The sequence below is a fragment of the Arthrobacter sp. RAF14 genome (genome assembly GCF_052114185.1).
GTDB lineage: Bacteria > Actinomycetota > Actinomycetes > Actinomycetales > Micrococcaceae > Arthrobacter_E.
Genome location: NZ_JBFREG010000001.1, coordinates 392,960 through 416,522, shown reverse-complemented (window position 1 = coordinate 416,522; position 23,563 = coordinate 392,960). Strand labels below are relative to the sequence as shown.

Annotated in this window: 17 protein-coding genes and 1 tRNA gene; 2 read left to right on the top strand and 16 right to left on the bottom strand. The window is 66.0% G+C overall.

The features are described 5' to 3' along the window. Positions 1-133: 133 nt before the first annotated feature. The 6 genes from fusA to AB4Y75_RS01960 form a co-directional block, all read right to left on the bottom strand. Entirely contained in the window at positions 134-2,248 is a 2,115-nt protein-coding gene (fusA, locus tag AB4Y75_RS01985; RefSeq protein ID WP_370957800.1) for an elongation factor G, read from the bottom strand. A 69-nt stretch (positions 2,249-2,317) separates the two neighbouring features. Continuing rightward, positions 2,318-2,788 (bottom strand): 30S ribosomal protein S7, encoded by a 471-nt coding sequence (gene rpsG, locus AB4Y75_RS01980; protein WP_066211568.1) that lies wholly within the window; start codon positions 2,786-2,788, stop codon positions 2,318-2,320. 1 nt (position 2,789) lies between these two features. Further along, positions 2,790-3,164 (bottom strand): 30S ribosomal protein S12, encoded by a 375-nt coding sequence (rpsL, locus tag AB4Y75_RS01975; RefSeq protein WP_066211570.1) that lies wholly within the window; start codon positions 3,162-3,164, stop codon positions 2,790-2,792. Between the two features lie 449 nt (positions 3,165-3,613). Further along, positions 3,614-7,513: a DNA-directed RNA polymerase subunit beta' gene (locus AB4Y75_RS01970; protein ID WP_441434236.1), complete on the bottom strand. Its 3,900-nt coding sequence runs from the start codon at positions 7,511-7,513 to the stop codon at positions 3,614-3,616. Positions 7,514-7,655: 142 nt separating this feature from the next. Further along, on the bottom strand, positions 7,656-11,156 hold the full coding sequence (gene rpoB, locus AB4Y75_RS01965; protein WP_441434235.1) for a DNA-directed RNA polymerase subunit beta: 3,501 nt from the start codon (positions 11,154-11,156) through the stop codon (positions 7,656-7,658). Positions 11,157-11,443: 287 nt separating this feature from the next. Next, positions 11,444-11,917, bottom strand: a complete 474-nt coding sequence (locus AB4Y75_RS01960) for an aminoacyl-tRNA deacylase (protein ID WP_441435238.1) — start codon at positions 11,915-11,917, stop codon at positions 11,444-11,446. A gap of 186 nt (positions 11,918-12,103) precedes the next feature. Here AB4Y75_RS01960 and AB4Y75_RS01955 point away from each other — a divergent pair, with 186 nt between their 5' ends. After that, a complete protein-coding gene (locus AB4Y75_RS01955) occupies positions 12,104-13,303 on the top strand; it encodes an acetyl-CoA C-acetyltransferase (RefSeq protein ID WP_441434234.1) in 1,200 nt (399 codons plus the stop codon). 122 nt (positions 13,304-13,425) lie between these two features. On the opposite strand, the gene AB4Y75_RS01950 is transcribed toward AB4Y75_RS01955, so the two are convergent. The 10 genes from AB4Y75_RS01950 to AB4Y75_RS01905 all read right to left on the bottom strand — a co-directional run bounded on the left by AB4Y75_RS01950 (position 13,426) and on the right by AB4Y75_RS01905 (position 22,021). Then, positions 13,426-15,252, bottom strand: coding sequence for a bifunctional metallophosphatase/5'-nucleotidase (locus tag AB4Y75_RS01950; protein ID WP_441434233.1), 1,827 nt, complete (start codon positions 15,250-15,252; stop codon positions 13,426-13,428). A 270-nt stretch (positions 15,253-15,522) separates the two neighbouring features. After that, on the bottom strand, positions 15,523-15,900 hold the full coding sequence (gene rplL / locus AB4Y75_RS01945; protein ID WP_441434232.1) for a 50S ribosomal protein L7/L12: 378 nt from the start codon (positions 15,898-15,900) through the stop codon (positions 15,523-15,525). A gap of 62 nt (positions 15,901-15,962) precedes the next feature. Next, positions 15,963-16,520 (bottom strand): 50S ribosomal protein L10, encoded by a 558-nt coding sequence (gene rplJ / locus AB4Y75_RS01940; protein ID WP_441434231.1) that lies wholly within the window; start codon positions 16,518-16,520, stop codon positions 15,963-15,965. 299 nt (positions 16,521-16,819) lie between these two features. After that, positions 16,820-17,941: a GNAT family N-acetyltransferase gene (locus tag AB4Y75_RS01935; RefSeq protein ID WP_441434230.1), complete on the bottom strand. Its 1,122-nt coding sequence runs from the start codon at positions 17,939-17,941 to the stop codon at positions 16,820-16,822. After that, positions 17,938-19,062: a GNAT family N-acetyltransferase gene (locus AB4Y75_RS01930; RefSeq protein WP_441434229.1), complete on the bottom strand. Its 1,125-nt coding sequence runs from the start codon at positions 19,060-19,062 to the stop codon at positions 17,938-17,940. Before AB4Y75_RS01930 ends, AB4Y75_RS01935 begins: the two co-directional genes overlap by 4 nt. A gap of 132 nt (positions 19,063-19,194) precedes the next feature. Further along, on the bottom strand, positions 19,195-19,902 hold the full coding sequence (rplA, locus tag AB4Y75_RS01925; RefSeq protein WP_441434228.1) for a 50S ribosomal protein L1: 708 nt from the start codon (positions 19,900-19,902) through the stop codon (positions 19,195-19,197). Positions 19,903-20,029: 127 nt separating this feature from the next. After that, positions 20,030-20,458 (bottom strand): 50S ribosomal protein L11, encoded by a 429-nt coding sequence (gene rplK, locus AB4Y75_RS01920; protein WP_400590140.1) that lies wholly within the window; start codon positions 20,456-20,458, stop codon positions 20,030-20,032. Positions 20,459-20,588: 130 nt separating this feature from the next. After that, positions 20,589-21,392, bottom strand: coding sequence for a transcription termination/antitermination protein NusG (nusG, locus tag AB4Y75_RS01915; RefSeq protein WP_441434227.1), 804 nt, complete (start codon positions 21,390-21,392; stop codon positions 20,589-20,591). Positions 21,393-21,550: 158 nt separating this feature from the next. After that, a complete protein-coding gene (gene secE / locus AB4Y75_RS01910; protein ID WP_441434226.1) occupies positions 21,551-21,832 on the bottom strand; it encodes a preprotein translocase subunit SecE in 282 nt (93 codons plus the stop codon). Positions 21,833-21,948: 116 nt separating this feature from the next. Then, a tRNA-Trp gene (locus AB4Y75_RS01905) sits at positions 21,949-22,021 on the bottom strand. Positions 22,022-22,201: 180 nt separating this feature from the next. Here AB4Y75_RS01905 and AB4Y75_RS01900 point away from each other — a divergent pair. Next, the gene (locus AB4Y75_RS01900; protein ID WP_441434225.1) at positions 22,202-23,422 is read left to right on the top strand and encodes a pyridoxal phosphate-dependent aminotransferase; all 1,221 of its coding nucleotides are present in this window, start codon (positions 22,202-22,204) and stop codon (positions 23,420-23,422) included. Positions 23,423-23,563: the final 141 nt, after the last annotated feature.

Below are 23,563 nucleotides of genomic sequence, written 5' to 3'. Positions count from 1 at the left end.
TTTGATGAAATTGCGGTTCAGGGGCCGGTTGGTCCCTGGGGCCTGAGTGTCGCGGCTCCCCCGGCGAGCTGCCGAAAGCCACGCGACGCCGGTGGGGAAAGCCGGATGGCCTCCCCTACCGGGGTGCGACAACTTACTCGCCGCGGTTCTTCTGGATGATCTCGTCAGCCACAGCCTTGGGAACCTCGGCGTAGCTGTCGAAGGTCATCGAGTACACCGCGCGGCCCTGCGTCTTGGAACGCAGGTCACCGATGTAGCCGAACATCTCGGACAGCGGAACGTTGGCACGGATGACCTTGACGCCCGCAGCATCCTCCATGGACTGGATCATGCCACGACGGGAGTTGAGGTCACCGATGACATCGCCCATGTACTCCTCGGGAGTACGGACCTCGACGGCCATGAGCGGTTCGAGCAGAACCGGGTTGGCACGGCGTGCGCCTTCCTTGAACACCTGGGAACCGGCGATCTTGAACGCCATTTCCGAGGAGTCGACGTCGTGGTATGCGCCGTCGATCAGGATGGCCTTGACACCCACCATGGGGTAGCCGGCCAGGATGCCGAACTGCATGGCGTCCTGGATACCAGCGTCGATGGAGGGGATGTACTCGCGCGGAACGCGGCCACCGGTGACCTTGTTCTCGAACTCGTAGAACGTGCCGTCCGTGGTCTCGAGCGGCTCGAAGGAAACCTGCACCTTAGCGAACTGACCGGAACCACCGGTCTGCTTCTTGTGGGTGAAGTCGACCTTCTCAACGGCCTTCTTGATGGTTTCGCGGTACGCGACCTGGGGCTTGCCCACGTTGGCCTCGACCTTGAACTCGCGGCGCATGCGGTCCACCAGGATGTCCAGGTGGAGCTCGCCCATGCCGGCGATGACCGTCTGGCCGGTGTCCTCGTTGAGGGAGACCTGGAAGGTCGGGTCCTCGGCGGAGAGCTTCTGGATGGCCGTGGAGAGCTTCTCCTGGTCACCCTTCGAGTTCGGCTCGATGGCCACGGAGATCACGGGCTCCGGGAAGCTCATGGACTCCAGCACGATCTGGTTGTTCGGATCGCACAGGGTGTCACCCGTGGTGGTGTCCTTCAGACCGATGGCGGCGTAGATGTGGCCTGCGGTGGCGCCCTCGACGGGCATCTCCTTGTTGGCGTGCATCTGGAAGAGCTTGCCGATGCGCTCCTTCTTGCCCTTGGTGGAGTTGACCACCTGGGCGCCGGCCTCGACGTGACCGGAGTACACGCGGACGAAGGTCAGCTGACCGAAGAACGGGTGAGCCGCAATCTTGAAGGCGAGAGCGGAGAAGGGCTCGTCAGCGCTGGGCTTACGGACCAGTTCCTCTTCCTCGTTGCGCGGGTTGTGACCGATCATGTCCGGCACGTCCAGCGGGGACGGCAGGAAGTCGATGACGGCGTCGAGCATCGGCTGCACACCGCGGTTCTTGAAGGCGGAGCCACAGAACACGGGGTAGAGCTCGGAGTTGACGGTCATCTTGCGGATGCCGGCCTTGAGCTCCTCGAGGGTGATCTCCTCGCCCTCGAGGTACTTCTCCATGAGCTCTTCGGAGGACTCGGCGACGGTCTCCACGAGCTGTGCGCGGTATTCCTCGGCACGCTCCTGCAGATCGGCGGGGATCTCCTGGACCTCGTAGGAGGCGCCCATGGTCACGTCACCCTTGGCATCGCCGGGCCACACCAGGGCACGCATCTCAAGCAGGTCGACGACACCGATGAAGTCGTTCTCGGAACCGATCGGCAGCTGCATGACGAGCGGCTTGGCGCCCAGGCGGCTGATGATGGTGTCCACGGTGAAGTAGAAGTCAGCGCCCAGCTTGTCCATCTTGTTGACGAAGCAGATGCGGGGGACGTTGTACTTGTCAGCCTGACGCCACACGGTCTCGGACTGCGGCTCAACGCCTTCCTTGCCGTCGAAGACGGCGACGGCACCGTCGAGGACGCGCAGGGAGCGCTCAACCTCAACCGTGAAGTCCACGTGACCGGGGGTGTCGATGATGTTGATCTGGTTCTTGTTCCAGAAGCAGGTCACGGCGGCAGACGTGATGGTGATGCCGCGTTCCTTTTCCTGTTCCATCCAGTCGGTGGTGGACGCACCATCGTGCGTTTCACCGATCTTGTGGTTCACACCCGTGTAGAAAAGGATGCGCTCCGTAGTAGTGGTCTTGCCGGCATCGATGTGGGCCATGATGCCGATGTTGCGGACCTTGTTAAGGTCGGTAAGCACGTCCTGTGCCACGGTGTCTCCCTTTGAGATGGACAACACGTCCGCCGCCGACCGAGGAGGCCGGCGGCGGTTCGTGTGTTTTTACCAGCGGTAGTGGGCGAAGGCCTTGTTGGACTCGGCCATCTTGTGGGTGTCTTCGCGACGCTTCACGGCGGCGCCGAGACCGTTGGAGGCATCCAGGATCTCGTTGCGGAGGCGCTCGGTCATGGTCTTCTCACGACGGGCCTTGGAGTAACCGACCAGCCAGCGCAGGGCCAGCGCGGTGGCGCGACCCGGCTTGACCTCGACCGGAACCTGGTAGGTGGCGCCACCGACACGACGGGACTTGACCTCAAGGCTCGGCTTGATGTTGTCCATGGCCTTCTTCAGGGTGGCGACGGGATCGTTGCCGTTCTTCTCGCGGGCACCTTCGAGGGCACCGTAGACGATGCGCTCGGCGGTGGACTTCTTACCGTCCACGAGAACCTTGTTGATCAGCTGGGTGACCAGCGGGGAACCGTAAACCGGATCCGAAACGAGCGGCCGCTTGGGGGCCGGACCCTTGCGAGGCATATTACTTCTTCTCCATCTTTGCGCCGTAGCGGCTGCGAGCCTGCTTGCGGTTCTTCACACCCTGGGTGTCGAGGGCACCACGGACGATCTTGTAGCGAACGCCGGGGAGGTCCTTCACACGACCACCGCGCACCAGCACGATGGAGTGTTCCTGCAGGTTGTGGCCCACACCCGGGATGTAAGCGGTAACCTCGACGCCGCCGTTGAGGCGGACGCGGGCGACCTTACGGAGAGCCGAGTTCGGCTTCTTCGGGGTGGTGGTGTAAACGCGGGTGCAGACACCGCGGCGCATCGGGCTGCCCTTAAGGGCAGGAGCCTTGGTCTTGGAGACCTTCGGCGTGCGGCCCTTACGGACCAGCTGCTGAATCGTAGGCACTGTTCGTGTTCTCCATCATCTGGAGCGGACGTTCCCGGCCGCTCCCCATTTGCTTTGCCCCGGCCTGTCAGTCTGCGGACCGAACCACAGGAACGCCAGGGCGAAGCACTTCAAAGAGATGCACACCGGGCCCCGATCCGAATAATCCGCAAGGGCCCCAGGCATGCAAAATCGTGGCATTCGTTGTGCAAGTTCCCCACAACATGGACGGTGTCCGCTGCCACGTAAATCAATCAGATCAACTGTACCACGGCGGAACCCACCGCCGTGAATCGGGGGCGGCCGGGTGCTTGACCCGCCACCACTCCCCCGCACGACGACGGCGCCCGCCGGCCGCCGTCGTCGTCCTCGCCTCGCGTGCCAGGCGCCGCAGCCCGCGGAAACGCGGGAGGGCCCCACCGGAAACCGGTGGGGCCCTCCCTGCCACGCATCAGATGCGGGGCTGATCCTTAGCGGTAGTCGCCGCCGAGATCGTAGTCATCCAGCGGGATGGCGTGGAACTCACTGCCGCCGTCGACACCCATGGGGTCGTAGGAGAAATCGCTGAACGAGGCCTGAGCGGAGAAGATGCTCGCCTTGGCCTCCTCCGTCGGCTCGACGGTGACATCGGTGTAGCGCGGCAGGCCGGTGCCGGCCGGGATGAGCTTACCGATGATGACGTTCTCCTTGAGGCCCAGCAGCGGGTCGCTCTTGCCTTCCATGGCCGCCTGGGTGAGCACCCGGGTGGTCTCCTGGAAGGAAGCGGCCGACAGCCAGGACTCCGTGGCCAGCGAGGCCTTGGTGATGCCCATGAGCTCGGGACGGCCGGAGGCCGGCTTCTTGCCCTCGGACACCACGCGACGGTTCTCGCCTTCGAAGCGGCTGCGCTCGGCGAGCTCGCCGGGCAGCAGATCCGAATCGCCGGACTCGATCACGGTGACACGACGCAGCATCTGGCGGACGATGACCTCCACGTGCTTGTCGTGGATGCCGATGCCCTGGCTGCGGTACACGCCCTGAACCTCGTCCACCAGGAACTTCTGCGCGGCACGGGGGCCCATGATGCGCAGCACCTGCTTGGGGTCCACCGGACCCTGGACGAGCTTCTGGCCCACCGAGACGTGCTCGCCGTCGGCGACCAGCAGACGCGAGCGGCGCAGGATCGGGTATGCCAGCTCCTCCGTGCCGTCGTCAGGAGTGACGACGATGCGGACCGAGTTCTCACCCTCCTCGATGCTCACGCGGCCGGCGGCCTCGGAGATCGGGGCCACACCCTTCGGGGTGCGGGCCTCGAAGAGCTCCTGGATACGGGGCAGACCCTGGGTGATGTCGTCGCCACCGCCGGCGGACACGGCACCACCCGTGTGGAAGGTACGCATGGTCAGCTGCGTGCCGGGCTCACCGATCGACTGGGCGGCGATGATGCCGACGGCCTCACCGATGTCCACGGTCTTGCCGGTGGCCAGCGAGCGGCCGTAGCAGAGAGCACAGGTGCCCACCGTGGATTCACAGGTCAGCACGGAGCGGACCTTGACCTCGGTGATGCCCGCGGCGAACAGCTCGGCGATGACCACGTCACCGCAGTCGCTGCCACCGGCGGCCAGCACATTGCCCTCGGCGTCGACGACGTCGACGGCCAGGGTGCGGGCGTAGGCGCTGTTCTCGACGTTCTCGTCCAGACGCAGCTCACCGTTCTCGTCGACCAGGGCGATCGGGGTCACCAGACCACGCTCGGTGCCACAGTCGGCCTCGCGGACGATGACGTCCTGCGAGACGTCCACCAGACGACGGGTCAGGTAACCCGAGTTGGCGGTACGCAGAGCGGTGTCAGCCAGACCCTTACGGGCGCCGTGCGTCGCGATGAAGTACTCGAGAACGGACAGGCCCTCACGGTAGGAGGACTTGATCGGACGCGGGATGATCTCACCACGGGGGTTGGCCACGAGGCCACGGATACCCGCGATCTGACGGACCTGCATCCAGTTACCACGAGCACCGGAGGACACCATGCGGTTGATGGTGTTCATCGGAGACAGCGACTTGCGCATGACCGAAGCGACCTCGTCGGTGGCCTTGCCCCAGAGCTCGATGAGCTCCTGACGGCGCTCGTCCTCGTCGATCAGACCCTTGTCGTACTGGCTCTGGATCTTCGCGGCCTTCTCCTCGTACCCGGCGAGGATCTCCGGCTTGGCGGCCGGGACCTCGATGTCGGACACGGCGACGGTCACACCGGAGCGCGTGGCCCAGTAGAAACCGGCGTCCTTGAGGTTGTCCAGCGTCGCAGCGGTGACGACCTTGGGGTAACGCTCAGCCAGATCGTTGACGATCCGGGAGAGCTCGCCCTTGTCGGCGACGGCCTCGACCCAGGGGTAGTCCGCGGGCAGGGTGTCATTGAAGATGACCTGACCCAGCGAGGTCTCCACCAGGACAGGCTGACCCTGCTCCCACCCTTCGGGGGCTTCCCAGCCCTCGTACGGCACGAAGTTGTCCAGGCGGATCTTCACCTTGGAGTTCAGGTGGAGTTCCCGCGCGTCGAACGCCATGATCGCCTCGGAGACAGAGGAGAAGATCCGGCCTTCACCAGCAGAGCCCACACGCTTGGTGGTCAGGTGGTAGAGACCGATGATCATGTCCTGCGACGGGAGGGTCACGGGGCGGCCGTCGGACGGCTTCAGGATGTTGTTCGAGGACAGCATCAGGATGCGCGCCTCAGCCTGGGCCTCGGGGCTCAGGGGCAGGTGCACAGCCATCTGGTCGCCGTCGAAGTCCGCGTTGAAGGCGGCGCACACGAGCGGGTGCAGCTGGATGGCCTTGCCTTCCACGAGCTGCGGCTCGAAGGCCTGGATGCCCAGACGGTGCAGGGTGGGTGCACGGTTGAGCAGCACCGGGTGTTCGGTGATGATCTCTTCCAGCACGTCCCAGACCTGCGGACGGTAACGCTCGACCATGCGCTTGGCGCTCTTGATGTTCTGCGCGTGGTTGAGATCGACCAGGCGCTTCATCACGAACGGCTTGAAGAGCTCCAGGGCCATCTGCTTGGGCAGACCACACTGGTGCAGCTTCAGCTGCGGGCCGACGACGATGACCGAACGGCCGGAGTAGTCGACGCGCTTGCCGAGGAGGTTCTGACGGAAACGGCCCTGCTTGCCCTTGAGCATTTCGCTCAGGGACTTCAGCGGACGGTTGCCCGGACCGGTGACAGGGCGGCCACGGCGGCCGTTGTCGAAGAGGTTGTCAACAGCTTCCTGCAGCATGCGCTTTTCGTTGTTGACGATGATCTCCGGGGCACCCAGCTCGAGCAGACGCTTGAGTCGGTTGTTGCGGTTGATCACGCGGCGGTACAGATCGTTGAGGTCGGAGGTCGCGAAGCGGCCACCGTCCAGCTGCACCATGGGGCGCAGTTCCGGCGGGATCACCGGGACGGCGTCCAGGACCATGCCCAGCGGGCTGTTGTCCGTGGTGAGGAACGCGTTGACGACCTTGAGGCGCTTGAGCGCACGGGTCTTTCGCTGGCCCTTGCCGTTCTGGATGATGTCCTTGAGCAGCTCGGATTCGGCCTCGAGGTCGAAGGTCTCGAGGCGCTTCTTGATCGCCTCGGCGCCCATGGAGCCCTCGAAGTACATGCCGTAGCGGTCACGCAGCTCGCGGTAGAGACCCTCATCGCCCTCGAGGTCGGCGACCTTGAGGTTCTTGAAGCGGTCCCAGACCTGTTCGAGGCGCTCGATGTCGGCGTCCGCGCGCTTGCGGACGTTCGCCATCTGACGGTCGGCGGAGTCGCGGGCCTTCTTCTTGTCCGCGGCCTTGGCGCCCTCACCCTCGAGGCGAGCGAGCTCGTCCTCCAGGTCGCGGGCGATCGCGGCGATGTCGGCGTCGCGGGTGTCCACCAGCTGCTTCTTCTCCACATCGTGCTCGATCTGGAGGTTCGGCAGTTCGGCGTGACGGTTCTCCTCGTCAACGCTGGTGATCATGTAGGCGGCGAAGTAGATGACCTTCTCCAGGTCCTTCGGCGCCAGGTCGAGCAGGTACCCCAGACGGGACGGAACGCCCTTGAAGTACCAGATGTGGGTGACGGGAGCGGCGAGCTCGATGTGGCCCATGCGCTCACGGCGCACCTTGGCACGGGTGACCTCGACGCCACAGCGCTCACAGATGATGCCCTTGAAGCGCACGCGCTTGTACTTGCCGCAGTAGCACTCCCAGTCGCGGGAAGGGCCGAAGATCTTTTCGCAGAAAAGACCGTCCTTCTCCGGCTTCAGGGTGCGGTAGTTGATGGTTTCCGGCTTCTTGACTTCGCCATAGGACCAGTCGCGGATGTCATCCGCAGTGGCCAGGCCGATCTGCATGAGGCCGAAGGAAGATTCGCTGGACATGGAATCCTGTTCTCTCTTGTCTCTAAGTCTTGACTGTCAGGAAGAGGTGGGGTGCAGCGGCGGCCGGAGCCGCCTGGGCCCCCTCGGCAGGGGTCCCCGACCCCGCGAAGCGGTGTCGGGGTGCCGAAGGGGATGCACGGCACTACACCTCTTCGACGGAGCTGGGCTCTGCGCGGGACAGATCGATGCCCAGTTCTTCGGCAGCCGTGAAGACTGCATCGTCAGAGTCACGCATCTCGATCGTGGTGCCGTCGGTGGAGAGGACCTCCACGTTCAGGCAGAGCGACTGCATTTCCTTGATCAGAACCTTGAAGGATTCGGGAACACCCGGCTCCGGGATGTTCTCGCCCTTGACGATCGCCTCGTACACCTTCACGCGGCCGTGGATATCGTCAGACTTGATGGTGAGGAGCTCCTGGAGCGTGTACGCCGCGCCATAGGCCTCCAGCGCCCACACTTCCATTTCACCGAAACGCTGACCACCGAACTGGGCCTTACCGCCCAGCGGCTGCTGCGTGATCATGGAGTACGGACCGGTGGACCGGGCGTGGATCTTGTCGTCCACCAGGTGGTGGAGCTTCAGGATGTACATGTAGCCCACGGAGATCGGGTCCGGGAACGGCTCACCGGAACGGCCGTCGAACAGACGGGTCTTTCCGGAGGCGTCGATGAGACGGTCGCCGTCACGGGTCACGTTGGTGGAGTTCAGCAGACCTGCGATCTCCTCCTCACGCGCACCGTCGAACACCGGGGTGGCCAGGGTCTGGTTCGGGCCGGTCTCACGGGGCAGGTTCGGGAGGTTCTTGACCCACTCCGGCTCGCCCTCGATCTTCCAGCCGGTCTTCGCGACCCAGCCCAGGTGCGTTTCCAGCACCTGTCCGACGTTCATTCGGCCCGGGACACCCAGCGGGTTCAGGACCACGTCGACCGGGGTGCCGTCCGCCAGGAACGGCATGTCCTCGATCGGCAGGATCTTGGAGATGACGCCCTTGTTGCCGTGACGGCCGGCGAGCTTGTCACCGTCCGTGATCTTGCGCTTGGCGGCCACGTAGACGCGGACCAGCTGGTTCACGCCCGGGGGCAGCTCGTCGTCGTTGTCGCGGTCGAAGACGCGGACACCGATCACGGTGCCGGACTCGCCGTGGGGCACCTTCAGGGAGGTGTCACGCACTTCGCGGGACTTCTCGCCGAAGATGGCGCGCAGCAGGCGCTCCTCCGGGGTCAGCTCGGTCTCACCCTTCGGGGTGACCTTGCCGACCAGGATGTCCCCGGCCTCGACCTCGGCGCCGATGTGGATGATGCCACGCTCGTCCAGGCCCGCCAGGACCTCTTCGGAGACGTTCGGGATGTCACGGGTGATCTCCTCGGCACCGAGCTTGGTGTCGCGGGCATCGATCTCGTGCTCCTCGATGTGGATGGAGGACAGGACGTCCTCGGCCACCAGGCGCTGGGACAGGATGATGGCATCCTCGAAGTTGTGGCCTTCCCAGGACATGAACGCGACCAGGAGGTTGCGTCCCAGGGAGAGCTCACCCTGGTCCGTGGAGGGACCGTCGGCGATGATGCCGCCGACTTCGAGGCGCTGGCCTTCGTCCACCAGAACGCGGTGGTTGTAGCAGTTGCCCTGGTTGGACCGGGAGAACTTGCCGATGCGGTAGCTCGTCTCGGTGCCGTCATCGTTCAGCATGACCACGAGGTCGGCGGAGACCTCGGAGACCACACCGGCCTTCTTGGCCACGACGACGTCGCCGGCGTCCACGGCTGCGGCGCGCTCCATGCCGGTGCCCACGAAGGGGGCCTCGGCGCGGACCAGCGGCACGGCCTGACGCTGCATGTTGGCACCCATGAGGGCGCGGTTGGCGTCGTCGTGCTCCAGGAACGGGATCAGGGCGGTCGCCACGGACACCATCTGGCGCGGGGAGACGTCCATGTACTGCACGTCCTCGGCCGGGATGAGCACGGGCTCGCCTCCACCGCCACGCTCACGGACGAGGACGGTCTCCTCGGTGAAGCGGTTGTCGGCATCCAGCGGCGCGTTGGCCTGGGCGATGACCACCTCGGCCTCGTCATCCGCGGTCAGGTACTCGACGTCGTCGCTGACGACGCCGTTGGACACCTTGCGGTACGGGGTCTCGATGAAACCGAACGCGTTGATGCGGCCGTAGGACGCCAGCGAGCCGATCAGACCGATGTTCGGGCCTTCAGGGGTTTCGATGGGGCACATGCGGCCGTAGTGCGACGGGTGCACGTCACGGACTTCCATGCCGGCGCGGTCACGGGACAGACCACCCGGGCCAAGAGCCGAGAGACGGCGCTTGTGGGTCAGACCCGAGAGCGGGTTGTTCTGGTCCATGAACTGGGACAGCTGGGAGGTTCCGAAGAACTCCTTGATCGCTGCCACCACCGGGCGGATGTTGATCAGCGACTGCGGCGTGATGGCCTCGACGTCCTGCGTGGTCATGCGTTCGCGGACCACGCGCTCCATACGGGACAGACCCGTGCGGACCTGGTTCTCGATGAGCTCGCCCACGGCGCGGATGCGGCGGTTGCCGAAGTGGTCGATGTCATCGACCTCGACGCGCAGATCCACTTCCTGGCCGTCGCGGACACCCTTGATGGTGGTCTCGCCGGCGTGCAGTGCCACGAGGAACTTGATCATGGCCACGATGTCCTCGACGTGGAGGATGGAGGCCTCACGGTCGGACAGCGGGCGGTCGATGCCGAGCTTGCGGTTGATCTTGTAACGGCCGACCTTGGCCAGATCATAGCGCTTGGCGTTGAAGTAGAGGTTGTCCAGAAGGTTCTGGGCGGCCTCGACGGTGGGCGGCTCGCCCGGACGCAGCTTGCGGTAGATGTCCAGGAGGGCTTCCTCCTGGGTCTGCGTGGCATCCTTCTCGAGGGTGGCGCGCATGGAGTCGTACTGGCCGAACTCCTCCAGGATCTGGCCTTCGGTCCAGCCGAGAGCCTTCAGCAGCACCGTGACGGACTGCTTGCGCTTACGGTCCAGACGGACGCCGACCTGATCGCGCTTGTCGATCTCGAGCTCGAACCAGGCACCCCGGGACGGGATGATGCGGGCCGAGTAGATGTCCTTGTCACTGGTCTTGTCCGGCGACTTCTCGAAGTAGGCGCCGGGAGAACGGACCAGCTGCGAGACGACGACACGCTCGGTGCCGTTCACCACGAAGGTGCCCTTCTCCGTCATCAGCGGGAAGTCACCCATGAACACGGTCTGCTGCTTGATCTCGCCCGTGTTGTTGTTGATGAACTCAGCCTTGACGTACAGCGGGGCGGAGTAGGTCGCATCGCGATCCTTGCACTCGGCCATGGTGTACTTGGGCTCGTAGAACTCCGGATCGGAGAAGCTCAGGGACATGGTGCCCTGGAAATCCTCGATCGGGGAGATCTCTTCGAAGATGTCGGCCAGGCCGGACGTCGTGGCGACGGACTCGTCGCCGGCTTCGACAGCGGCGGCGACCTTGGCCTGCCAGCGCTCGTTCCCTACCAGCCAGTCAAAGCTGTCCGTCTGGAGTGCGAGCAGATTCGGGACGTCAAGCGGCTCGTGAATCTTCGCGAATGAGATGCGACGAGTCGCACCATCAGTGGTAGCGGTTTCATTGTTTGGGGTGCTCGAGGCGACCAAGAGGGTTCCTTCCACAGACCTTCGGGCTGAACAGCCCTCCCCCATGGACTGTGCTAAGCGCGCGACACGCTTGGCACCACCTGACCGGGACCGCTATATGACCCGGGATCGTAGAGCGGCATAAGCACTCTTTGCTTAAATGCCACAGACACGACCAGCCCACCGCTATATGAAGGCCGAAGGTACAGAGGGAAGACGCAAATATCCACGATACAGGACAGAAACGAATATGTCTACCGCAGTCACGGTGCCCGAGTCAAGCCGGGCCATCGCCCGGCGAGCCGCCGTCAGTCCTCCGGGACCGTGATGTCCGCGACCGTCGCCCCATAGGCGCGGATCAATTCGTCGGCCTCGACGAAGAGGCTGTAACCGTGCGCTCCGGCACCCAGGGCGACCCTCCGGCCCACGATCGACTCGTCCGCGAAGACCGGCCAGTCCGTGGTGCTCCCGACCGGTGTGATGGTGCCCCGGACGTACCCGGTGGCCTCGAATGCCAGCTCCGCGTCCGGCAGACGGAGCTTGTTCACGCCCACCACCGCCCGGAGCTTGGGCCAGGAGATGGCCCGGCCGCCCGGGACCAGGGCGAACAGGTAGGTTCCGTCCGAGCGCTTCACCACGAGCGTCTTGACGATGCCCGACGGCGGGATGCCCAGCAGCGCCGCGGCCTCCGGCAGCGACCCTGCCGCGGGCCGTTCCCGGATCTCGATCTCCAGCCCACGCGCCGCCGCCGCGTCCCGGACCCGGGCCTGCTGGTCGGTCACGGCACCCGGGTCGGCCACGGCGCCCGCACCTGCCGCCTCGCGTGGATCGGACACAGGGCCCTCCTTCAACGTCTTTCATCCCCTGCTGTCTGGCTCATCCTCTCAGGCCCATCCTCTCAGCCCGGACCGACGGGTGCCACCACGCGATAGCCTTGGTGGAGAACCACATCACGAAAGCGAAGGCCCATGTCCAGCACTGAAAACAACAATGACGTTGTCATCCTCGCCGCTGCCCGCACACCGCAGGGCCGGCTGAACGGACAGCTCGCGAGCAAGACCGCCGTCCAGCTCGGCAGCCACGCCATCAAGGCCGCCGTGGAGCGCGCGCGGATCGACCCGGAGGACGTTCAGGCCGTCATCATGGGGCAGGTGCTCCAGGCCGGGGCCGGACAGAATCCCGCCCGTCAGAGCTCGGTGGGAGCCGGCCTCGGCTGGAACGTGCCCACGGTGACCGTCAACAAGGTCTGCCTGTCCGGACTCACCGCCGTGATCGATGCGGCACGCCTCATCCGCTCGGGCGAGGCCGACGTCGTCGTGGCCGGCGGGCAGGAATCCATGACGCGCGCTCCGCACCTGCTGCCCGGCTCCCGCCAGGGCTGGAACTACGGCACCGTGCAGGCGCTCGACCACGCGGCGCACGACGGCCTCACGGATGCCTTCGACGGCCAGTCCATGGGCCTGTCCACCGAAAGCCTGAACCTCACCCTCGGCATCGACCGCCGTTCCCAGGACGAAGTGGCCGCCGCATCCCACAACCGGGCGGCCGACGCCATCGCGGCAGGGGTCCTGGCCGAGGAGATCGCACCGCTGAGCATCGCCCAGCGCAAGGGCGATCCGCTGATCGTGGACACCGACGAAGGCGTCCGGGCCGGAACCACCCTGGAGACCCTGGCCGGCCTCAAGGCGGCCTTCGCCACGGACGGGACCATCACGGCCGGCAACTCCTCGCCGCTCTCCGACGGCGCCTCGGCGCTGGTCCTGTCCTCCCGCAAGTACGCCGAGGAGCACGGCCTGGACTACCTGGCCGTCGTAGGCAGCCCCGGCCAGGTGGCGGGGCCTGACAATTCGCTCCACTCGCAGCCCTCGCACGCGATCCAGGCGGCCCTGAACCGGGCCGGGTGGCAGACCGAGGACCTGGACTTCATCGAGATCAACGAGGCGTTCGGGTCCGTGGCGGTCCAGTCGCTCAAGGACCTGGATTACCCGCTGGAGCGCTGCAACATCCACGGTGGGGCGATCGCCCTCGGCCATCCCATCGGCGCCTCCGGTGCGCGCCTGGCCCTGCACGCGGCTTTCGAGCTGAAGCGCCGCGGCCAGGGCAAGGCCGCGGTGGCGCTCTGCGGCGGTGGCGGCCAGGGTGAGGCTCTTCTCCTCTACCGCGACTGAACGACCGCTGCTGAATCACCGCGACCGAGCCACCGGTGCTGTGACGCGAGAGGCCGGTTGAGCATGGATCCAGTGATCTGGACCGCGCTCAACCGGCCTCTCGCGTTGCGGCGGACGTCCCGTCAGGCGGTGACGGTCAGCGGCTGGCCGTTGGCCACCAGCTTCCAGTCGTTCCGGGCGAACACCGCCGGATCCAGGACGCCGTGCTCCACCACGTAGTCGATCATGAGCTGGCGGATCTCCTGCTGGCTGTTGGTCAGCACGGGGGCCTGGGTGACACCCGGGAAGCTGCCGCCGCCGCTCTGCCGGTAGTTGTTGATGGCCAGGGCGAATTCCATGCCGTCGGCCACCGGCGCTCCCCCGTAGCTCAGCCCCTGGATGCGCTGGCCTGCCGGGCGCGCGACGTCGATGGCGTACTCCAGCGGCGCGTCCAGGCCGAAGACGATGTCGTAGTTGTAGTCCGGAGTTCCCGCGGGAGCCAGTGCCGTCGGGGCGTTGGTCAGATCGGCGGCCGCCACCGTGGTTCCCGTGACCGTCTTGTAGTACGTCGCGGTCCACTCGAGGTACGCCTTGACCTGGGCTCCGGTGAGCTTGATGCTGAGCAGCGTGTTGTCGAAGATGTAGAGTCCCGCGATGTCCCGGATCGTCAGCGGGCCCGCCGCCACGTCGACCGAGCGTGAGAAGGGCGCGGCGATCGACAGCACGGGCAGCCCGGCGTTCGGGCCGCCTGCCAGTTCGGCCTTGACGCGGGTCGCCTGGACGAAGTTGATGGCGTCGATCGCCGCGCTGTCCTCCCAGCAGGCCGTGGCCGTGGAGAGCGGCGCGGTGGACGAGCCGATGGCGGTGTTGACGTACTTCACGGCCTCGCGGTGGGCCGAGGTGACGGCCCGGACCACGGCGGGATCCTCGGGCGCGGTCTTGGCGTCCAGCAGGTGCGAGTGAGCGGACTCGACCTTCCAGTGGCCACGGTCCTTGACGAGGTCCAGGTCCATGACCGAGACACGCATGCCCCAGCGCAGTGGTTCGGTGAGCAGGACCTGGCGGCCCGTGGCCTTGTTGGTGACGAAACGCTCCGGGATCTCCTGGTGCGCGTGGCCGACCAGGATGGCGTCGATGCCGGGCACCTCTTCGGCAAGCTGGCTGGAGGCGTTCTCCGGGAACGGCAGAGCATCCCCGTAGGAGGAACCCGGGGTCGCGCCGGAGTGGCAGGAGACGATCACGACGTCCGCGCCGGCGGCCCGCACCTCGGGGATGACCTTCTTCGCCTCCTCCACGATCCCGTTGAAGTCGAGCTTGCCTTCGACGTTGTGCTTGTCCCACAGCGCGCAGCCCGGGGTCACGAAGCCCACGATGCCCACCGTCACCCAGCCCGCGGACGCCCGGACCCGCTTGAGCACGTAGGGGCTGAAGGCACGCGCCGCCCGGCCCGCCACGTGGACGTTGGCGCCCAGGACCGGGAAGGTCAGCTGGCGCTCCCAGGTCCGCAGGTGGTCGATGCCGTAGTTGAACTCGTGATTCCCGAGTGCCACCGCGTCATAGCCCACCGCGTTCATGGCCAGCGCCATCGGATGCTTCACCGTGCGGGAGGCCGGACGGATCTTGGCGAAGTAATAGGCGAGGGGCGTGCCCTGGATGGTGTCCCCGGCGTCGATGGTCAGGGTGCTGGACTCACCGCGTTCGGCGCGGACCGCCTTGATCAGCGAAGAGGCCTGAGCGATGCCGATCTGATTGCCGGCCTTGTCCGAGTACGCGGCGTCCTTGAAGTAATCCCAGTTGAAGACGTTGTTGTGCAGGTCCGTGGTCCCGAGCACGGTCAGGCGGAAGCGCTTGGCACCCCGGCCCGGGCTGGCTTCGGCGGGAGCGGCGGCGAGGAGGGCTCCGGCGCTGGAGCCCGCGACGACGGCGGCGCTCAGCATGGCACGGCGGCTGACGGTGCTGGTTTCACTCATGGGTAACCTCTGCGGGGTGACGATGGATTGACGCCCGGCCGGCAGGCACGAGCAGCGGGCCGGGGGCCCAGAGCGCCAGTCTAGGCCGCTGCCGCAGCCCTGGGAAGGAGTTGTGAAACGATTCCTGAATTGTTCACCGGAGGTTCCCGCGAGCGGAGACTCCTCGCGGTGATTAACGCGGAAGGTCCCGCCCACCGAAGTGGACGGGACCTTCCGAAGCAGACAGTCTCCCGCTCCTCAGAGGAGCGGGGAACCGACCAGCAGCAAGTGCTACTTGACGGAAACCGTGGCGCCGGCAGCCTCGAGCTGCTCCTTGGCCTTCTCGGCGGTCTCCTTGTTGACGCCCTCGAGGACGGCCTTGGGAGCACCGTCGACCAGGTCCTTGGCCTCCTTCAGGCCGAGGGAGGTCAGGGCGCGCACCTCCTTGATGACACCGATCTTCTTGTCGCCAGCGGCTTCGAGAACGACGTCGAACTCGGTCTTCTCTTCAGCCTCTTCAGCAGCAGCGCCACCGGCGGGGCCGGCAACGGCAACAGCAGCCGCGGTGACCTCGAAGGTCTCCTCGAACAGCTTGACGAACTCGGAGAGCTCGATGATGGTCAGTTCCTTGAAAGCTTCAATGAGCTCTTCGTTGCTGAGCTTCGCCATGATTGGCGTCCTTCCTGTAGTTGGTGCCTGCGCACCACAGTGTGTGGGTGGGGAGAAGAGGATCAGGCCTCTTCGGAAGCGGCCTCGGCCGGAGCCTCGGCAGGTGCTTCCTCAGCGGCGGGCGCCGGAGCGCCGTTCTCTTCTTCGAGCTTGATGCGCAGGGCATCAATGATGCGGGCAGCTGCGGCAGCCGGGGCCTTGAGGACACCGGCGACCTTCGCGAGCTGCAGCTCACGGGACTCGAGAGCGGCCAGAGCGGCAACTTCCGAAGCGTTAAGAGCCTTGCCCTCGAAGAAACCGGTCTTGATGACCAGCTGCTTGTTGGCCTTGGCAAAGTCCGTGAGGCTCTTCGCGGCAGCAACGGCGTCGCCCTTGATGAAAGCGATTGCGGTGGGGCCTGCGAGCTGGCCGTCGAACGCGTCGACACCGGCTTCCTTGGCTGCAATCGCGGTCAGGGAGTTCTTGACGACGGAGTACTTGGTCTCCGCGCCCAGGGAACGACGCAGCTCCTTGAGCTGTGCGACAGAGAGCCCGCGGTATTCGGTCAGGACAGCGGCGGTCGATTCCTTGAAATCGGTGGTGATCTCAGAAACTGCGGCCACCTTGTTCGGCGTTGTCATAACCCTCCTTCCGGGGAATCAGGCCGGTCAGGAAGGTCCTCGCTGCTCGCGGCGTGAGCCGCGCATCAGGTACTCAGGGGCACCAACAAAAAACGCCCCGCGCAGGCGCACGGGGCGTGGAAGAAGAACTTCTCGCTCAGGTCACCTGCGCCGGCCGCCCTTATGCTGAAGGGTCCTTCGATGGAGATCCGCAGGGCTCTGCCAGGCAGAAACGCACAGGGATATCCAACAACCGACGGTCTTTGGTGGTTCAAGCTTACGGGAGACCGTGCTGGCGGAGCAAATCGGCGCCCGACGGCTCAGCTCAGGTGAGGCTGCCGCAGGTCGGGAAGCTGCTTCTGCCACAGCCCGGTCACCCCGGCGGTCCGGAAACCCAGCTGCTGGTTCACCGTGAGCAGGTACCGATTCTCCAGCGCGTTCCAGGTGTAGATCACCCGGACGTCCGGGAACAGGTCCTGCAGTTGCTGCATGTTCGAGATCTTCAGCAGCAGGCCCAGCTTGTTGCCGCGATGCGCCAGCCGCACATGGGTCTCGTCCTGGAAGACCACGTCCTGCCGTTGCGGCAGGACACTGATGGTCGTGACGCCGACCAGGACACCCGTCTCGACGTGCTCGACGGCGGTGACCACCGTCCGCCGGCCCTGCGCCATGGCGATCTCCTCCGCCCTCCGCAGCGCCTCGACGTCGTAGTCCTCCCAGACGGCGGCGGGGACCCCGGCATCCGCGGCCGCCGCAAGGGTGAGGTCCTCCGCGGAGGAGTCCAGCGCCGTCATGTCGGCCAGCCAGCGCTCAGGGCAGCGGTCCCGCCAATGATGCAGACGGTACCGGCCGTCATTCGCGGCTTCCGCCTCCGCCGCCAGCCGGCCTTCCAGCACCGTGTCCAGGGGCAGCGCGCAGGAGCTGAACTGTTCGATCCGTTCCAGGCTGTACCCGCTGCGCTGGGCGAAGTCCACGGAGCGGCTCGCGAGGGGCACGAAGCCCGGGCCGCTGTCCGGCTGCAGGCTGTCCTCCGTGTCCCCGAGGCTGGCCGCCGGGTGGTTCGTGTCCACCAGGAGATGCCGGCGGCCCTCCGAGCGGGCGAACTGCTCAGCCGCCCGGATGAGCTCGCGGCCCACACCGTGGCCCTGAGCCTCCGGCAGGATGTCCAGCGTGAACTCCGCGACGTCGATGTCGCCCAGGAGCGGCAGCGAGATGTCCGCGACCCCCACCATGACGCCGTCCAGGGTCGCGGTCAGCAGCACCTGCCGCTCATAGGGGTCCCGCAGTTCGTAGAGTTTCTCCAGCGGGGTGTACGCGAGGTCATCGCTCCCCCAGGTGGCCAGCCGGACCCGCCGGGAGACGTCCACGGCCGCCAGGAAGTCCTCCGCGTCCGGGCCGTCCAGGGTGTCGGGGATCCACAGCTGCTCGATCCTGATGGTCATGCCCTGTCCCCTTCCCTCGACCCCCGGCCCAGATGCGCCTGCCACTGGCCATCGTGGCCGGCCGGGCGGAAGCCCATCGCGATGTTTATAGCAAGCATGTGCTGATTCTCGTCCGCGTTGTAGGTGTAGATCCGGCGCACCGCGGGGAACGCCTCCAGCAGCCGCTCGAAGTTGGCGGCTTTCATCCACTGGCCCAGCGCGTGCCCGCGGTGATCGGGAAGCACCAGGGTGTTGTCCTGCTCGGCCACCTCGGGATGGTCAGGAACGTATTCGAGCACCGAGTATCCGGCCAGCTCCCCCGTGGAACGGTTGCGCGCCGCGGTGGTCACCGCACGGACCCCACCGTCACGGCGGCGCGTGTCGATCTCCCGGACCCGGGCCTCGTCGAAGGCCTCCTCGCCGAGTTCCAGCCCTCCGAGCGGGATCTCCGTGGACATGCTGGTGGAGAGCCGGACCAGATCCGCGACGTACTCCTCCGGGGTCCCGTCGAACCACGTGACGAGTTCATAGTTCTCCGCGGCCCGGGCCTCCGCCTCTTCGAAGAGGGCATGGGCCGCCCGGCGAGACTCCTCGGACACCTCGAGCACGCTCGTCCGCTCCACCTGCACCAGCTCATAGCCCCGGTTCAGCGCGAACCGGACCGCCCGCGACCCCGCCGGGACGCTTCCGCTGCCCGTGGGCGGCAGGAGCTGCTCGCCGTCGTCGTCCGGGCCGCCGACCGGATGTTCGGTTCCCATCTGGACCACCGTGCGCCCTGCCGCCCGCGCCACGGACTCCAGGTGATCGGCCAGCGCGCGGCCGAGACCGCGGCCTTCGAAATCGGGGTGGACGCCGATGCTCAGCCAGGCCGTCTCCAGATTGTCCTTGAGCGGGAGATGGATCCAGGCCCGGGCGGCCACGCGCCCTTCCATCCGGACGAAGTAGACGTCCAGCCGCGCGTACTCCGTGTCCCGCCACATGATGAGACGTGCGCTGTTCGGACTGGCCAGGTCCAGGTTCCCCCGCAACCGCAGCACGAGGGCGTCGCTCAGCTCACACACCGCCAGGAAGTCCCCGGCATCCGGAGATTCCAGGGACTCGGTCAGAACCAGCCGTTCGATGCTGAAGGTGTGCTCGGTCATGCTCCCACCCTAACCCGCACACCATCGCCCGCCTCCGAGGCATCACGGCAGCCGGAAACACCAGAGGCCGCCCAGCGATGCTGGGCGGCCTCTGTCAGGTGAGGTCCTGCAGGCGTGGCCTGCGAGGGGCGACTAGGCGCCGAGGACGACCTTGGTCACGTTCGGGTCCACGGAGATGCCGGGGCCGAAGGTGGTGGCCACGGTGGCCTTCTGGATGTAACGGCCCTTGGCGGCGGTCGGCTTCAGACGAAGCACCTCTTCCAGAGCGGCGGCGTAGTTCTCGATGAGCTTCTCAGCGTCGAAGCTGGCCTTGCCGATGATGAAGTGGAGGTTGGAGTGCTTGTCGACACGGAAGTCGATCTTGCCGCCCTTGATGTCGTTGACAGCCTTGGCCACGTCCGGGGTCACGGTGCCGGTCTTGGGGTTCGGCATGAGGTTACGCGGACCCAGGACCTTACCGAGACGACCGACCTTGCCCATGAGCTCGGGGGTCGCGACGGCGGCGTCGAAGTCGGTCCAGCCACCGGAGATCTTCTCGATCAGGTCGTCGGAACCGACGAAGTCGGCGCCTGCGGCCAGTGCGGCCTCGGCCTTGTCACCCGTGGCGAACACGAGGACGCGGGCGGTCTTACCGGTGCCGTGCGGCAGGTTGACCGTGCCGCGGACCATCTGGTCGGCCTTACGGGGGTCGACACCCAGGCGGAAAGCCACCTCGACGGTCGCGTCGAACTTGGAGGGGTTGGTCTCCTTGGCCAGGGTTACCGCCTCGGCGGGAGCGTAAAGCTTCTCCGCGTCGATCTTGGCGGCGGCTGCCTCATATGCTTTGCTGCGCTTTGCCATGCTGCGTATTTCTCCTTGTGCAGTTGTGGTCTGCGGACCGCGCTCGGCCCTGCCACTGCCCCGTCGTTGCACGGGGCTCAATGAATTTCGAAGTGCCGGCGAACCGGCGGATGGCCAGAGGCCGTGATTACTCGACCGTGATACCCATGGAGCGAGCGGTGCCGGCGATGATCTTGGCAGCAGCCTGGACATCGTTGGCGTTGAGGTCGGGCAGCTTGGCGGTGGCGATTTCCTCGACCTGTGCCTGAGTCAGCTTGGCGACCTTGACGGTGTGGGGGGTTGCAGAGCCCTTGGCCACGCCTGCGGCCTTCTTGATGAGCTCAGCAGCCGGCGGGGTCTTGGTGATGAAGGTGAACGAGCGATCCTCGTACACCGTGATCTCGACGGGGATGACGTTGCCGCGCTGGGATTCCGTCGCAGCGTTGTACGCCTTGCAGAACTCCATGATGTTGACACCGTGCTGACCAAGCGCGGGACCGATCGGAGGGGCCGGGTTGGCGGCACCTGCCTGGATCTGCAGCTTGATGAGGCCGGTGACCTTCTTCTTGGGAGCCAATGTAGGGTCCTTCTCTCATGTGCTTACTGAGGAACAGGAGTGCGCCTCAGCTGGTTGGCCGCCCTGGCGAGGCGACCGGACGTTCCCACGCCGCGAAAGCAGCGCGCCGCAGGAACGAAATCTCGGGTTGTCAGATCTTGGTGACCTGGTTGAACGCGAGCGTGACCGGGGTCTCGCGCTCGAAGATGGAGACCAGGACCACCAGGGTCTGGGACTCGATCTTGATTTCGGAGATCGTGGCGGGCAGGGTCTCGAACGGGCCCTCCTTCACGATCACGGACTCGCCGACCTCGAAGTCCACGTTGACCGGCGCGGCGGCCACGCGGGCCTGCTTGCCGCCCTGCTGCTCGGCCTGCTCCTGCTCGATGACCGGAGCCAGCATGGAGACGACCTCGTCCAGCTTGAGCGGGACCGGGTTGTGGGCGTTGCCCACGAAGCCGGTGACGCCGGGCGTGTGGCGGACGGCGCCCCAGGAGGCGTCCGTGAGCTCCATGCGGACCAGGCAGTAGCCCGGGATGCGCACGCGGGTGACGACCTTGCGCTGCGCGTTCTTGATCTCCACGACCTCTTCCATGGGGACCTGGATCTCGAAGATGTAGTCCTCCATGTCCAGGGTCTGGACGCGGGTCTCAAGGTTGGTCTTCACGCGGTTCTCGTAACCGGCGTAGGTGTGGACGACGTACCAGTCGCCTTCCTGGCGGCGGAGCTTGGCCTTGAAGGCTTCGAGGGGGTCCTCAGCAGGCGCCTCGGGCGCGACGTCGGCGTCTTCCTCGGTGTCAGCCTCGCCGACGTGCTCCGCTTCCTCAGCGTCGGCTTCCTCAGCCTCGGCGTCCAGGGTTTCGGGCGCAGCAGTGTCCGCCTCGACGGCGTCCTCGGACTCCGGGGCGACGTCCTGGTTGACGGTCTCGCTGAATTCGAGCTCCTGCTCAGACACGTGGTCTCCTGCTTCGTCGTTAGTGCATTGCAAGCGTGGGCACGCTCGTGGTGGCTGAGCCACTCAGAGGACATCCCACTTAAATGGCTCAATTCCACAGGCAGCCATCTCAGCCTCCTTGCGGAGGCTGATCCGGCAGCCTGCGGAAAGTCAGTCGGTCAGCGTTCCGTGGAACCCGTGCCGCCGAACACCCATCCGACGCCCACGCCGAAGGCGAGGTCCAGGAGGGTGACGATCAGCATGACGATCGCCACGAAGACCAGGACCACCAGCGTGTAGTTGAGGAGCTCGGAGCGGGTCGGAGTGACGACCTTCTTCAGCTCGCCGATCATCTGACGGAAGAACAGGGCGATACGAGCGAAGAAGCCCAGCTTCTTGCTCTTTTTCCCGCCACTCTTGGCAGGACGGCCCTGAGCGTCGTTCGCGGCCGTATCGGTCACTGTTCCCTCGCTCTTCTTTGCCGTGCTTGTTCTGACGAACCCGTGCGGCTACCGTTCGGCAAGCCTCAGTGCTGGTGCTGTGGTCTTCTCGGCTGACGCCTGGAGCTAACCATGCGCAGGGCAGACAGGACTCGAACCTGCAACCTGCGGTTTTGGAGACCGCTGCGCTACCAATTGCGCCACTACCCTATGGAGTCGGATGGCCTTGCGGCTTCCAACACCGAGGTACAACTATACGCAAGATGTGGGCAAACGTCTAAGTGGGACTCATCGCAGCTCCCGGCTGTGCCTCAACGAGCACGTCCGCCTAAGCTGGGAAGTGCCGGTTGACCCCGGGATCACGCTGAAAAACACGCGAAGGACCGCCCCATGCCCTCTTCACGCATCTCCCGACGCATCTCCTCCATCGCCGAATCCGCCACCCTCGCGGTGGACGCGAAGGCCAAGGCCCTCAAGGCCGCGGGCCGCCCGGTGATCGGTTTCGGGGCGGGTGAGCCGGATTTCCCCACCCCCGGTTACATCGTGGACGCCGCGATCGAGGCCGCCCGGAATCCCGCATACCACCGCTACTCCCCCGCCGGCGGACTGCCCCAGCTCAAGCAGGCCATCGCCGAGAAGACGCTCCGCGACTCCGGCTACCAGGTGGACGCCTCCCAGGTCCTGGTGACCAACGGCGGCAAGCAGGCGGTGTACAACACCTTCGCCACGCTCCTGGATCCGGGCGACGAGGTGATCGTCCCCACCCCCTTCTGGACCACCTACCCGGAGGCGATCCGGCTGGCCGGCGGTGTGCCCGTCGAGGTCTTCGCCGGACCGGAGCAGGGTTACCTGGTCACCGTGGAGCATCTTGAAGCCGCGCTGACCGAGAACACCAAGGTGCTGCTCTTCGTCTCGCCGTCCAACCCGACGGGCGCCGTGTACTCGCCGGAGCAGGTCGCCGAGATCGGCGCCTGGGCGGCTTCCAAGGGCCTCTGGGTGGTCACGGATGAGATCTACGAGCACCTGACCTATGACGGTGTGCCGTTCACGTCGATCGCGGCCGCGGCGCCGGAGCTGGGCGACAAGGTGGTCATCCTGAACGGCGTGGCCAAGACGTACGCCATGACCGGCTGGCGCGTGGGCTGGATGATCGGCCCTGCCGATGTCATCAAGGCGGCGACCAATCTCCAGTCGCATGCCACGAGCAACGTCTCCAACATCATGCAGATCGCCGCCCTGGCCGCCGTCTCCGGCCCGCTGACCGCGGTGGACGAGATGAAGGTGGCCTTCGACCGCCGTCGTCAGGCGATCACGGCCGGCCTCAATGCGATCGAGGGCGTGGAATGCCCGACGCCGAAGGGCGCCTTCTACGCCTACGCGGATGTCCGCGGACTGCTGGGCAAGTCGTTCCCCACCGCCGCGGGCGGGACCGTCACGCCGCAGACCAGCGCCGAGCTGGCGGCCCTCATCCTCGATGAGGTCGAGGTGGCCGTGGTGCCGGGTGAGGCGTTCGGCCCGAGCGGCTACCTCCGCCTGAGCTACGCACTGGGCGATGACGATCTGGCCGAGGGCGTCCGCCGCCTGCAGGAGTTCCTCGGCAAGGCCGCCTGAACCTCAGCGGCCGCGCCGCGACCGCAGACCGCCCCGTACCGTGACACACGGTGCGGGGCGGTCGTGTTTTCACGGACGCCCGGGCAATCACCGCGGACGCCGGGTCAATCCGGGCGGGCCTCCGCCCGGCACAGTGGACTT

Excerpts from the sequence above, each read along its gene's own strand:
- AB4Y75_RS01950 (WP_441434233.1), bottom strand. The coding sequence starts at position 15,252 with ATGAGTGAAACCAGCACCGTCAGCCGCCGTGCCATGCTGAGCGCCGCC.
- rplL (WP_441434232.1), bottom strand. The coding sequence starts at position 15,900 with ATGGCGAAGCTCAGCAACGAAGAGCTCATTGAAGCTTTCAAGGAACTG.
- AB4Y75_RS01935 (WP_441434230.1), bottom strand. The coding sequence starts at position 17,941 with ATGACCATCAGGATCGAGCAGCTGTGGATCCCCGACACCCTGGACGGC.
- AB4Y75_RS01970 (WP_441434236.1), bottom strand. The coding sequence starts at position 7,513 with ATGTCCAGCGAATCTTCCTTCGGCCTCATGCAGATCGGCCTGGCCACT.
- rpsG (WP_066211568.1), bottom strand. The coding sequence starts at position 2,788 with ATGCCTCGCAAGGGTCCGGCCCCCAAGCGGCCGCTCGTTTCGGATCCG.
- AB4Y75_RS01900 (WP_441434225.1), top strand. The coding sequence starts at position 22,202 with ATGCCCTCTTCACGCATCTCCCGACGCATCTCCTCCATCGCCGAATCC.
- AB4Y75_RS01955 (WP_441434234.1), top strand. The coding sequence starts at position 12,104 with ATGTCCAGCACTGAAAACAACAATGACGTTGTCATCCTCGCCGCTGCC.
- rplJ (WP_441434231.1), bottom strand. The coding sequence starts at position 16,520 with ATGACAACGCCGAACAAGGTGGCCGCAGTTTCTGAGATCACCACCGAT.
- rplA (WP_441434228.1), bottom strand. The coding sequence starts at position 19,902 with ATGGCAAAGCGCAGCAAAGCATATGAGGCAGCCGCCGCCAAGATCGAC.
- AB4Y75_RS01930 (WP_441434229.1), bottom strand. The coding sequence starts at position 19,062 with ATGACCGAGCACACCTTCAGCATCGAACGGCTGGTTCTGACCGAGTCC.